This window comes from Streptomyces sp. JHA26 (assembly GCF_002005565.1).
Taxonomy (GTDB): Bacteria; Actinomycetota; Actinomycetes; order Streptomycetales; family Streptomycetaceae; genus Streptomyces.
This window is the reverse complement of the sequence record NZ_BDJC01000029.1, coordinates 51,522-63,739: the sequence shown is the minus strand read 5'-3', so window position 1 is coordinate 63,739 and position 12,218 is coordinate 51,522. Positions and strand designations below refer to the sequence as shown.

Here is a 12,218-nt window from a genome sequence, read left to right as displayed (position 1 = left end):
GGCCGGCACAGGGGCCGGACGGCAGGGGTCAGGCGCTCTTCGAGGCACCGGCGGACGGGCCGCTCGTCGCCGTCCGCCGGACCAGCTCCAGGTACCGCCCCCAGTCCCAGTACGGCCCCGGATCGGTGTGGTCGGTGCCCGGCACCTCCACGTGGCCGATGATGTGCTCGCGGTCCACGGGTATCCCGTACCGCGCGCAGACGCCGGCGGTCAGCCGGGCCGAGGCGGCGTACATCGCGTCCGTGAAGTCCTGCGGGCGGTCCACGAAGCCCTCGTGCTCGATGCCGACACTGCGCTCGTTGTAGTCCCGGTTGCCCGCGTGGTAGGCCACGTCCAGCTCGCGGATCATCTGCGTGACGTGCCCGTCCTGCCCGACGATGTAGTGCGCGGCCGCCTGGTGCCCCGGGTCCTGGAACGCCCTCACCGCGCTCGCGAAACTGCCCTGCGTCACATGGACGACCACCATGTCGATGCCGAAGTCGTCGGGCCGGTCCGCGCGCCGCCAGTTGGCGTCCGCCGCCGCCACCCACCGGGCGCCCGCGTAGTCGACGGCGCCCTCCTCGCGCGGCTTCTCCACACCCGGCGTGCGCCACCACAGCCGCGCCAGCTCGTCGCGCGCCAGCACCGCCGTGCCCAGGGCCGCCGCCGTGCCGCCGACGATCAGCGCCCGGCGCCCCAGGTGCCGGTCCGCGTCCCTGGATCCGCCCACGGACCCGCTCTTCGCCCCCATGCGATCTTCAACGCACACGCGCGCGCTCCGGTTCCCGCGTCCCCGTACCCTGGAGGGGTTATGACTGACACCCCGCAGCGCACCCGTCCCCTCCGCGTCCTCGCCGCCATGTCGGGCGGAGTCGACTCCGCCGTCGCCGCCGCCCGCGCGGCCGAGGCGGGGCACGACGTGACCGGCGTCCACCTGGCCCTCTCCGCCAACCCGCAGTCCTTCCGCACGGGCGCCCGGGGCTGCTGCACCATCGAGGACTCCCGGGACGCCCGCCGCGCCGCGGACGTCATCGGCATCCCCTTCTACGTCTGGGACCTCGCCGACCGCTTCCGCGAGGACGTGGTCGAGGACTTCGTCGCCGAGTACGAGGCCGGCCGCACCCCGAACCCGTGCCTGCGCTGCAACGAGAAGATCAAGTTCGCCGCGCTGCTCGACAAGGCCCTCGCGCTCGGCTTCGACGCGGTCTGCACCGGCCACTACGCCAAGGTGATCACCCGCGAGGACGGCACCCGCGAGCTGCACCGTGCCTCCGACATGGCCAAGGACCAGAGCTACGTCCTCGGCGTGCTCGACGACCGGCAGCTCGCGCACGCCATGTTCCCGCTCGGCGACACGCTCACCACGAAGGACGAGATCCGCGCGGAGGCCGAGCGCAGGGGACTGGCCGTAGCCAAGAAGCCCGACTCGCACGACATCTGCTTCATCGCCGACGGCGACACCCAGGGCTTCCTGGCGAACCGCCTCGGCAAGGCCGAGGGCGACATCGTCGACGAGTCCGGCACCAAGATCGGCACCCACGAGGGCGCCTACGGCTTCACCATCGGCCAGCGCAAGGGCCTGCGGATCGGCACGCCGGCCCCCGACGGCAAGCCCCGCTACGTCCTCGACATCTCCCCGGTGGACAACACCGTCACGGTGGGCCCGGCCGAGGCGCTGGACGTCACCGCGCTCACCGCGATCAAGCCCCGCTGGTGCGGCGCCGCCCCCACCGGTCCCGGCACCTACACCGCCCAGCTGCGCGCCCACGGCGGCGAGACCGAGGTCACGGCGGAACTCGTCGACGGCTCCCTGGAGGTGTCCTTCACCGAGCCCGTCCGCGGCGTGGCCCCCGGCCAGGCGATCGTGCTGTACGACGGCACGCGCGTGGTGGGCTCGGCGACGATCGCGTCGACGGTGCGCACGACGGCGGGCGTGGCCTGAACCGCCCTCACGTCGCGAGGAACTCCGCCAGCACCGGCGCCAGCACGCCCGGCTCCACCATGTGGCTCTGGCCCGCCAGAGTCCGGTAGGTGCCCTCGGGCACGGCGTCGGCGACGGCCCGTGCCGCCTCGCGCATCCACGCGGCGCCCGCGTCGCCCGCCAGGGCCAGCACGGGCACGGCGATCTCCGCCAGCAGCTCCCGCGGCACCCGGGCGTCGCCCATCACCGCGTCGTCGTGGGCGAGGCTCGGCGCGACCGACTCCATGCCGGCCCACATCGGCGACCGGCGGGCGCTGCGGATCACGTCCTCGCCCAGACCGGTGAGCCGCAGGAACAGCTCCACCGCGTCCCCGCGCCGCCCCTGCCCGAGCGCCTCGCCCAGCCGCTCGGTGTACTCCGCGCGGGCCCGCGCGGCCCGGTCGTCCATGGCGTAGGGCACCTCGTACACGGCGATCCGGCGCAGCGGCAGTCCGCTCGCCGCCGCCCGCAGCACCAGCGCGCCGCCCGACGAGATGCCGTACAGCGACGCCTCGCCGCCGACCGCCTCGACCAGCGCCGCCAGGTCCTCGACCTCGCGCTCCACCGCGTAGGGCTCCGTGTGACCGCTCTCGCCGCGCCCCCGCCGGTCGTACACGGTGACGTCGAAACGGTCCGACAGCTCCGCGGCCAGGGGCGCCATCGTGGCACCCGTGGACATCGCACCGCTGACCAGGACGACGGCCGGCCCCTGCCCGGTGCGTGCGTAGGCGATGGGCGTGCCGTCGCGCGAAAGGGTCTTCTTGTCCATGTCTGTGCAGACTGCCACACGATGCCGCGCCGGGCCGTGACCGTACGCCCTCGGATTCCCCGGGCGGTGCCGGGACCGGCCCCTCTCACCGTCTCGGCCGGGGGATCCCCGTGCCGCTCCGCGACCCCGCGGCGGACACCACGTCGAAGCCCACGTCGGCCAGGATCGCGCCCATCCCGCGGATGACCTCCCGGTCCTTCTCCCGGTCCGCGTCGGCCAGTTCCGACCAGGGGACGAGGTCGGGGTGGTGGCGGGCGACGTCGTCGCGGACGGCGGCGTAGGTCCACCCGGCGGCCCGCCGGTCGTCCATCCAGCGCCGGTGCTCGGCCTCGGCGAGCGACTCGACGATCTCCGGCGGCAGGACGAGGGACGCCGCTCGCCCGTCGCGGGGCATGAGGACGCAGTCCAGTTCGGCCAGCTTCTGGCCGAAGGAGATCACCTGGCTCCGGTTGGCGTTGCGGAGATCCTCCGGCAGGTCGCTCCAGGGCACCAGCGTGCCGGTGGGTTCCCTGCCGGCCGCCCGTTCCCTCGCCCGCTGCCGCAGATAGGCCTCGTGGACCGCCCGGGCCATGATCTCGGTCAGGTCCTCGCCGATGGCGTCCTGCCGGTAGGCGGAGGCCTTGATGCTCCACAGGCGCAGACGGCCGCCCATACCGTCGAGCGAGGCCGCCGCGGTGCCGGGCGGGCGGAAGGCCTGCCCGTACCCGATGATGTCGTCGGCGCAGACGGTGACGCTCTCCGGCCCCGCCCGCCACAGATCGGTGTCCAGCAGCGCCTGCCTGATCACCTGCTCCGGGTCGGGCGAGCACAGGTAGACCCTGGCCGCCGCGCCGCGCGCGACCGCCTCCCGGACGGCGTCCGGGAGCGTCGCCCCGGAGCTGCGCAGGACGCGGGCGTCCCCCAGGAAGGGGTGGACCGCGGAGATCTCCCGTACGGCCTCGTCGGCACCCGGACCGACCCACGTGACCACGAGCCGCGAGGGATCCGGGCCGAGGCGCCCCAGACCGGTGACGAAAGCCGCCGGGAACGCGCCCTCCCCGGCCACGAGGATCTCCCGCGCGCCGTCGTCCGGCAGACGGGCGGCCTCTTCCCGTGCCAACCGGGTCGCCGCGGCCTGATAACGGTTGAAGAAGTCCAGGCGGACCCGGCGGGCACCGTCCCCGCTCCACCAGCGGGCCTGAAGGGCGCGGCACAGGGCCGGGTCACGGATCTCCGCGTGGATGCTCGGCCCGCCCGCCGCGAGTGTGCCCGAGGCCGCGAGCGCCACGGCGAGGTTCCGCGTGCTGTCCTCGTCGCAGGCGTAGAGGGCCTTCGCCCCGGCCAGCCCGGCCGCGGTCAGCGTCGCGGAGAACCTGGGGTCACCGGTGACGTGCTGCGCGGCGCCCCGGCCGGCGGTCCGGCCCCCGGGCTCGTTGCCGACGACCACGACGCGTTCTCCCGACGCGGTGAGGGACAGAGCCAGGGAACGTGCTCCGCTTCCCGACCCGCACACGATCACATGGCCCCGCCGACGCCGGATCCAGCGCTGCCGCAGCTCCTCGGAGAACAGCCGCCGCCCGGCCTCGAAGGCCGCGTAGAGCGTCACCGCGGGCGCCAGGAACCGCGCCACCTGCAACAGCCGCGGCACGGCCAGGGATCCGTCCGGCTCGTCCCACTCCAGGGCGAAGAGCTGGAGGACCCGGAAGCAGATCTCCCACGTGTCGTGACGGGCGTGCGGATACTGGTCCAGCTGCTGGTCGACGCCGATCAGTCCGCAGACCACGGCCACCAGTGCGAGCACCCCGGCCACCACGCCGCCCGCCGGCAGCAGGCGCGGCCGTTCGCTCTCCGCGGGACCGTCCGGGCGTGGCGCGGGCGGAGCGCTCATCCCGTGGTCAGCACCGACGCGAACGCGTCGTACGCCCCGTCGCCGTACCGCAGGAACAGGTCGGGTTCGACCACCTCCGCCTCCATCAGCAGGGGGAGGTCACCGTCGCCCATCACGAAGTCGATCCGTGCGTACCGCGGCGCACCGGGCATGGCGCTGCCGACCTTGGCGACGAAGTCCTCCATCCACGGCCGGACCTTCTCGGGAACGACCGTGCCGCCGTAATGGTGCTGCACCCGGAACTCGCCCTCGGCCGGCACCTTGCGGACCACGTGACTGAGCCGGCCGCCGATCTGGACGGCCGAGTACTCGCCCGTGGCGCGCACCGACCGGACGAACTCCTGCACCAGCACGGGGCAGCGGGCCGGACCCTCGGCCCGGAGGAAATCGCGCACCGCTTCGGCGTCCCGGAGCAGCCACGTGCGACGGCCCCCCGCGCCGACGGTGGACTTCACGACGAGTGGGCCGGAGCCCAGTTCGGCGGTCAGGGCGTCCGTCCTCACCTGCGCGGGATCCGTCACGGTCACCGTCGCGGGCACGGGAACGCCCTGCTCCGCCAGTTCGTTCAGGTAACGCTTGTCGGTGTTCCAGCGCATGAGCGGGAGCGGGTTGACCAGACGCTCGCCGACCACGTCCTCCAGCCACCTGTCGAACGCGTCGAGGTGCTCCGAGTAGTCCCACGGAGCGTGCAGCAGGACCCGGTCGTAGTCGTCCCACGACACCGTGGGGTCCGACCACGCGACCAGGTCGGCTCTCGCGCCACGCGCCCGCAGAGCGCCCAGGAGCCCCTGGGTGTCCTCCATGCCTTCGGGCAGACGGGTGGCCGTGACCACCGCTGTCGACGGAAGGTTCACGCGATTCCCTCCTCGGGCCGTACTCCGGTGATGCCCCAGAGCAGCAGGTGCATGGGATCGGGGTGCTCCCGGTTGAAGTCGACCGCCTGGAGGCTGCGCAGCAGGGGAGGCATCACCGGGAGGGCGGCGCCCCTGAGCAGGACCGGGATGATCGGGCACCGCCTGCCGAGGAACTCCTGGAGCACGAACCAGACCTCGTCCTTCTGCCAGGGACCCACGCCACTGGGCCCGACCAGGACCGCGGCGCACGGCATGTTCTCCACCTGTTCCTGGATCGCGGTGACCCAGGGCGTCCCCGGTGAGGTCTCCCAGAGGTCGATCCAGGGCCGGATGCCGTGCCGGCGCAGTTCCTGGGCCAGCATCAGGGCGAGTTCCTCGTCCTGGTGGCTGTAGGAGATGAAGACGTCATAGAGCTGCCTCTTCTCCTTCAGCGCGAACTCGGTGGAACGCAGGGCGGCGTTGCGGGTGTACGAGGCGGCGCTCTCGATCGCGGAGACCTCGGCCGGTCGCCTCCATGGCTTCCCCGCGCCGCCCAGTTCCACACGCCCGTCGCAGACCCCGCAGGTGATCCAGTCGAAGCCGCGCTGCATGCGCCGTCGCCGCTGCTCGGGGCTGACGACGGTGTCGCACTCGTGGCAGGCGACGTGTTCGACGGTCTCCACCTCGTCGCCCACGCAGTGCCGGCCGAGCCGGGAGCGGCAGAGCTCCTCGAACAGGGCGCAGTCCGTCTCGTGGACGTGGGGGTCGTGTCGCATCTCGAAGCGGATGCGCGCCCCTCGGTCCGGGCGCACCGACACCCACGAGGAGCTGCCGTCCGGCCTGACGAAACGGGCCCGGGACGCCCACAGTTCCCAGTCGGAGAACAACCCCGAGTAGATCAGGGCGCCCACGACCGACGCGTAGGCGTGGTCGGCGAGGGCCCGGGCCCGCAGCACCGTGCGGCCCTTCAGCGCGTGCCACGCGGCCTCGTCCGGACGGCGTGTGACGGCGCTGGGCAGGCAGAGCAGCCCGCGGGCCTCGTCGCGTACCAGGGAGCCACTGGAGAGCAGCTCCTCGATCGCGGCGTGCATGATGTCCTCTTCGTGCTTGCGCTCGGCGACCCTGTCGTTCTCCAGGAGCGGGATGCGCAGGCCGAGGACCTCGTCCTCGACCAGGGTGCCCCTGCCGTCCGCCACCTGCTGGGCCGCGATCACCAGCATGGAGGCGTAGGCGCCGACGATCGTGGGCTGGAGCAGCACGAGATCACCGAAGCGGAGCCTGCGCAGCAGTCCCTCGGAGTCGAGCCCGGCCAGCAGGACGCGGAACTCCTCCAGCGTCGGCTCCGGCAGGTCCGCCCGCGCACAGGACTGGCAGAACTCCCGGTACAGCAGGCGGGTCTGGCTCATCACCCGGCCCGCCGTGGCCTGCTGGAGCACGTACGAACGGAGCTGCTGGAAACGCGTGTTGGAGGTGATGGTCGGCACGGAGTCCCAGTCGACGGCGCCGAGGATCAGCTCCCGCAGCTCACGGATGTTCGTACCGTCCCGCGCACTGGTCTGCACGGTGCCGAGGTGACGCAGGACCTCGGGCCGGTCCCCGTCCCCCGCGAGGTCGAGGCTGAGCCCGCCCCGGTCCGCACGGGCGATCACGACGATGCGCTGCGGGCCGCTCTCCGTCGTGGACCCCAGGCGCAGCAGCGTCTCCCACTCGCGGATCTCGTCGAGCGGGTTGCCGGCGTTGCGGTTGTCCAGGACCAGCAGGGCGACCTCGATCCCCACCGCTTCCACGGGCTGGACCAGCCGGTAGACCGACTGTCCGGCGAAGTCCCAGAGGAAGACCTCCCGCACGACGGTACCGAGCTCGTCCTCGACGACGGTGCGGTCCATGAGGGAGACCTGGGTGCCGTGGGTCGACTCGGTCGCCCTGAACTCCTTGCCGCACAGCGCCCGGCTGAGCGCGGTCTTCCCCACGCCGGTGTTGCCCAGGAGGGCCACGCGGCAGTTGGCGTAACGCGCCGCGCCCGACTCCGCGACCAGCTGTTCGACGAGGGCCGTGTCGTACGTGCGCAGGGTGAGCTCGCGGTCCTCGCGCCCGGTGCTGACCAGGTACGGCAGCGTGGGATGGAAGCGTCCGCTGCCGTACCAGTGGTGATGCGCGGCGACGTCCTGGAGGACGTCGATGAGTTCCATGGTGTCCGCGCGGTAGACCCACAGGTGCGCCGCGTCGTCCTGCACCGCGAGCAGTCGTCCGTCCGGCGACAGGGACAGGTCGTGCGGCGTGGCGGTGAGGCCCCGCACCGTGTGCAGCAGGCGTAACTCCCGCCGGTCCCACACCCGGACCGTTCCGTCGCTCGACGCGGTGTAGAGGACCGCGGTGGCGGGGCTGTCGATCACCCTGAGGACGAACCCCTGGTGAGCCGCCACCTCCCCGGCCGGTTCCCCGCTGTCGAGGTTCCACGCGCGGAGCATGCCGTCGCGTCCGGCGGTGTAGAGCAGCCCGTCGTCCTCGTTCCAGCGCGCGTCCTCGATGCGCCCCTGGTGCGCCGGGACGGTGCGCAGCGCGCGCCCATCCGCGGCGTCCCACCAGCGCACGGTGCCGTCGTAACTGGCGGAGTAGATCAGCGACTGCCCGCTCGCCCAGCCCACACCGTGCACGTCGTCGGTGTGGCCGGTGAGCGTCAGCTCCTCCGTGCCGTCGACGGGATCCACCACGTGCACCGTGTTGTCACGGCCCGCGACGGCCAGCCGGGCCCCGTCCTCGCGCCAGGCCGCCGTCCACAGTGCCTTGTGCGACACGACGTGCCGGGAGCGCTGCTCCCCGTCCGCGTCGACCAGGTGGACCGCGCCCGACTGGGTGGGCACGGCCAGGAGGTCTCCGCGCGGGGACCAGGCCACCCGGGTGATCACCTCACCGCCGACGGACAGGCGCCAGGCGTCCTCCAGTTTGCCCGTCCCCTGGTTCGCCTGCATTGATTCAGCCCCCAAAAACGATGTCGGACGGTCGGTCAGTAGCCGCGGGCAGGGTTCACGGCGAGTTCCGGTGTGCGCCCCTCCAGAACCGCGCGCCAGCAGGACGCGAAGTCCGCGGACACGTCGTCGGGAGCCGTGACGCCCGCCGAATGCGACGTGACGACCGTGCGGGGCAGCTTCCACACCGTGCTGTCCGGCCCCGGCGGCTCCTCGGCCAGGACGTCGAGGACGGCCGCCCGCACCCTGCCGTCGTCGAGCGCCTCGCCCAGGGCCGTGAGGTCGACGGTGGCGCCGCGACCGACGTTGACGAACGTGGCTCCCCGCATCGCGCCGAACGTTCCGGCGTCGAAGAAACCCGCGGTGCGAGGGGTCAGCGGAAGGGCGGACACCACCCAGCGGGCCTCGCCGATCCGTGCCACGGCGTCGCCCGGGGTCACCGACTCGTCGAACGCCTGGGGGGCCCGCCCGGGACTGCGGGACACGCCCACCGTCCGGATGCCGCAGGCGCGCAGCAGTGTGCCCACCCTCGCGCCGATGCGTCCGGCACCGTAGATCAGCGCGGTCCGGCCCTCGGCCAGTTCCGACGGCAGGCGCCGCCACTCGGCACGACGCCGCTGGTCGAGGTGTGCCGGGATCTCCTGGCACTCGGCGAGGATCCAGGCGAGGACGTACTGCGCGATGCGGTCCCCCATGCGGCCGACCGTCCGGGTGAGCAGGACCCCTTCCGGCCAGGGGGCGGAACCCAGGAGCCCGTCCACACCGGCGTTGGTGCTGTGGAACCAGACGAGCCGCTCCGCGCCGAGGGTGTCGGGCAGCCGTGGGCCCACGTAGACACAGGGGCCGGCGGGGGTGGCCACGGCGTCCGCGCCGTGAGGGGGGACGGCTCCGGAGGCCGGTGTCCCGTGACGTCGCACCGGTCGCCGCGTGATCTTCCGCAACTCCTCGAGCACGGAGTCCGCCACGCCGGCGTCCGTCAGAACGTGCGCGCGCTCAAGGTCCTCGCTCCGCAGCATGTGCCCCCGTCGCTCCCTGTCGTCGGTAGTGAACGCGCGTCAAGTGATCGCCTCAAGAGGGTAGTTGATCGCGCGTCCGGCGATCAGGAAACCTCCGTCTCGTAGAAGCACAGGTGGTCCTTGATCTCCGCCACGTCCGGCTTCGGGTCCGGGTAGGCCCAGGCGAGGTCCGGCGCGTCCGGCAGGGACCAGTAGGACGCGTCGCCCTTGAAGGGACAGTGCGTGCGGGTGTCGGACGGGGTCAGCAGGTCCAGGCGCACGTCCCGGGGCGGGATGTAGTACCGCTCCGGAAGACCCGTCTCCCGCAGTACCAGCGCCTCGTCGCTCTCCGCCAGTACCTGCCCGTCCCGCACGACGCGCACGTGCCGGCCGCTCGGCTCGACGGTGATGCGGTGTCCCTCGGTCATGATCGTCCTCCTCGGTGTCCGGCTCTCCTGGTGACAGCACGACCGTGGGCCGAGTTCTTCCCGGCGGGGCGGGAACGTACCGTGGCCGTATGAACATCTGCGTCTTCCTCTCCGCCGCCGACCTCGACGAGCGCTACACGCGCCCCGCGAAGGAGTTCGGCACCCTGCTCGGCAAGGGTGGCCACACGCTCGTGTGGGGCGGTTCGGACACCGGGCTGATGAAGGTCGTCGCCGACGGTGTGCACGAGGCCGGAGGCAGGCTCCTGGGCGTCTCCGTGGACTTCCTGGCGGCCAAGGCGCGCGAGGGGGCCGACGAGATGGTGATCGCCGGGGACCTCGCCGAGCGCAAGCGGCTGCTGCTGGAGAAGGCCGACGCCGTGGTGATCATGGTGGGCGGTACCGGCACCCTGGACGAGGCGACGGAGATCCTGGAGCTGAAGAAGCACGGGCACACCGACAAGCCGGTCGTCCTGCTCAACACGGCGGGCTTCTACGACGGCCTCAGGGAGCAGTTCCGCCGGATGGAGGACGAGGGCTTCCTGCCGCGCCCCCTGTCCGAGCTGGTGTTCTTCGCCGAGGAGCCGGTCGGCGCGCTCGCCTACCTGGAGGAGAGCCGGGGCGTGGAGTGAGCCCGCGGTGATGCGAGCATGGCGGGCATGGCTACACATGTGATCACCGGAGCGGGCTCCGGCATCGGCGCGGCCGTGACCCGCCGCCTGCACGAGCGCGGCGACGAGGTCGTGCTGCACGCGCGCGACGCGGGCCGCGCCAAGGAACTGGCGGCCGCCTTCCCCGGCGCGAAGACGCTGGTCGGCGACCTGGCGGACCCGGACAAGCTCTCCTGGGCCTTCTCGCACCAGACGCTGCCCGACCGCGTGGACTCCCTGCTGCACATCGCGGGCGTGGTCGACCTCGGCCCGGTCGGCGACCTCACCCCGAAGACCTGGCGCCACCAGCTCAACGTCAACCTCGTCGCCCCCGCCGAGCTGACCCGCCTCTTCCTGCCCCAGCTCCGCGTCGCCCAGGGCCACGTCCTCTTCGTCAACTCCGGCTCCGGACTCAACGCCCACGCCGGCTGGTCCGCGTACGCCGCCTCCAAGCACGGCCTGAAGGCCCTGGCCGACTCCCTGCGCCAGGAGGAGCACGCGAACGGCGTCCGCGTCACCTCCGTCTACCCCGGCCGCACCGCCAGCCCCATGCAGGCCAAGGTCCACCGGCAGGAGGGCAAGGAGTACGACCCCTCGCGGTGGATCGACCCCGAGTCGGTCGCCACGACGGTCGTCATGGCCCTGGACCTGCCCAAGGACGCGGAGGTCAACGACCTGACGGTGCGTCCCGGACGGTAGTCCCCGGCGGGGCGGCGGGGGCGGGGGCCGTCCCGGCCGCCCCTGCGTACGCTTCCCCTGTGAACGACAACCTCCACCTCGGCCCCGCCACCGGCGTCGGCTCCCTCCCGGGGGACGACGCGCGCGAGGCCGTCAAGACCGCCACCGGCACCTTCGAGGACTTCCCCTTCCTGCCCGAGCTGCCCGCCCGCGGCCCCGGCGCCGACATGATCGGCCGCAGCGCCGGAATGCTCGTCGAGCTGTACGCGCGCGTGGAGCCCAGCGGCTGGCGCCTCGGCGACCGGCCGGGCCGGGACACCAGGCGGGCCCGGGCCTGGCTGCGGGAGGACCTCGACGCGCTGGAGGAGTTCACCCAAGGGTACGAGGGGCCGCTGAAGGTCCAGGCCGTCGGCCCCTGGACGCTGGCCGCCGCCCTGGAACTGCGCAACGGCGAGGCCGTCCTGTCCGACGCCGGTGCCACCCGCGACCTCGCCGCCTCCCTCGCCGAGGGCCTGCGCCTGCACCTCGCCGAGGTCCGGCGCCGCGTGCCCGGCGCGACGCTCGTGCTCCAGCTCGACGAGCCCTCCCTCACCGCCGTGCTGCGCGGCCGGGTGCGCACCGCCAGCGGCTACCGCACGCACCGGGCCGTGGACCGGCAGGTCGTGGAGGCGACCCTGAGGAACACCGTCGGGGCGCACGGCGACGGTCCCGTCGTGGTCCACTCCTGCGCGCCCGACGTCCCGTTCGCCCTGCTGCGCCGGGCCGGCGTCGCGGGGATCTCCTTCGACTTCTCCCTCCTCACCGAACGTGACGACGACGCGATCGGCGAGGCGGTGGAGGGCGGCACCCGGCTGCTGGCCGGTGTCGTGCCGGGGACGGACGGCCCGTTGTCAGACCCTGCCGGTAGCGTCATGGGTGTCAGGACGCTGTGGCGCAGGCTGGGGCTGCATCCGGGACTTCTCGCGGAGGCGGTCACGGTGACACCGTCGTGCGGACTCGCGGGCGCGTCCCCCGAGTACGCCCGCCGCGCGCTCGCCCACTGCGTCCGGGCGGCGAGATCCCTCGCGGACGACCCAGAGTAACGGGAGGACGACAC

Annotated in this window: 11 protein-coding genes; 4 read left to right on the top strand and 7 right to left on the bottom strand. The window is 73.0% G+C overall.

Translation table 11 applies throughout. The features are described from left to right. Nucleotides 1-28 precede the first annotated feature (28 nt). Entirely contained in the window at nt 29-730 is a 702-nt protein-coding gene (locus tag JHAT_RS19100; RefSeq protein WP_077799423.1) for an N-acetylmuramoyl-L-alanine amidase, read from the bottom strand. A gap of 60 nt (nt 731-790) precedes the next feature. On the opposite strand from JHAT_RS19100, the gene mnmA reads away from it, so the two are divergent. After that, the gene (gene mnmA / locus JHAT_RS19095; protein ID WP_077799422.1) at nt 791-1,921 is read left to right on the top strand and encodes a tRNA 2-thiouridine(34) synthase MnmA; all 1,131 of its coding nucleotides are present in this window, start codon (nt 791-793) and stop codon (nt 1,919-1,921) included. Between the two features lie 7 nt (nt 1,922-1,928). On the opposite strand, the gene JHAT_RS19090 is transcribed toward mnmA, so the two are convergent. From JHAT_RS19090 to JHAT_RS19065, 6 genes are all read right to left on the bottom strand, one after another. Next, nucleotides 1,929-2,708 carry an alpha/beta fold hydrolase gene (locus JHAT_RS19090; RefSeq protein ID WP_077799421.1) on the bottom strand — a complete coding sequence of 260 codons (780 nt, stop codon included), beginning with the start codon at nt 2,706-2,708 and terminating at the stop codon, nt 1,929-1,931. Between the two features lie 85 nt (nt 2,709-2,793). Beyond that, nucleotides 2,794-4,575, bottom strand: coding sequence for a RyR domain-containing protein (locus tag JHAT_RS19085; protein WP_077799420.1), 1,782 nt, complete (start codon nt 4,573-4,575; stop codon nt 2,794-2,796). Then, nucleotides 4,572-5,429 (bottom strand): RimK family alpha-L-glutamate ligase, encoded by an 858-nt coding sequence (locus tag JHAT_RS19080; protein ID WP_143660455.1) that lies wholly within the window; start codon nt 5,427-5,429, stop codon nt 4,572-4,574. The genes JHAT_RS19085 and JHAT_RS19080 overlap by 4 nt, the downstream gene beginning before the upstream one ends. Next, nucleotides 5,426-8,377, bottom strand: coding sequence for a TIR domain-containing protein (locus tag JHAT_RS19075; protein ID WP_077799418.1), 2,952 nt, complete (start codon nt 8,375-8,377; stop codon nt 5,426-5,428). Before JHAT_RS19075 ends, JHAT_RS19080 begins: the two co-directional genes overlap by 4 nt. 35 nt (nt 8,378-8,412) lie before the next feature. Continuing rightward, nucleotides 8,413-9,234, bottom strand: coding sequence for a D-2-hydroxyacid dehydrogenase (locus JHAT_RS19070; RefSeq protein WP_375603573.1), 822 nt, complete (start codon nt 9,232-9,234; stop codon nt 8,413-8,415). 239 nt (nt 9,235-9,473) lie between these two features. Then, nucleotides 9,474-9,797, bottom strand: a complete 324-nt coding sequence (locus JHAT_RS19065) for a DUF427 domain-containing protein (protein ID WP_077799416.1) — start codon at nt 9,795-9,797, stop codon at nt 9,474-9,476. A gap of 89 nt (nt 9,798-9,886) precedes the next feature. Here JHAT_RS19065 and JHAT_RS19060 point away from each other — a divergent pair, with 89 nt between their 5' ends. The 3 genes from JHAT_RS19060 to JHAT_RS19050 are packed head-to-tail and all read left to right on the top strand — an operon-like array spanning nt 9,887 to nt 12,204. Continuing rightward, nucleotides 9,887-10,426 carry a TIGR00730 family Rossman fold protein gene (locus JHAT_RS19060; protein ID WP_077799415.1) on the top strand — a complete coding sequence of 180 codons (540 nt, stop codon included), beginning with the start codon at nt 9,887-9,889 and terminating at the stop codon, nt 10,424-10,426. A 27-nt stretch (nt 10,427-10,453) separates the two neighbouring features. Beyond that, nucleotides 10,454-11,143 (top strand): SDR family oxidoreductase, encoded by a 690-nt coding sequence (locus JHAT_RS19055; protein WP_171990970.1) that lies wholly within the window; start codon nt 10,454-10,456, stop codon nt 11,141-11,143. A gap of 59 nt (nt 11,144-11,202) precedes the next feature. Continuing rightward, complete coding sequence (locus JHAT_RS19050) at nt 11,203-12,204, top strand: methionine synthase (protein ID WP_077799413.1); 1,002 nt, start codon at nt 11,203-11,205, stop codon at nt 12,202-12,204. The last annotated feature ends 14 nt before the right edge of the window (nt 12,205-12,218 follow it).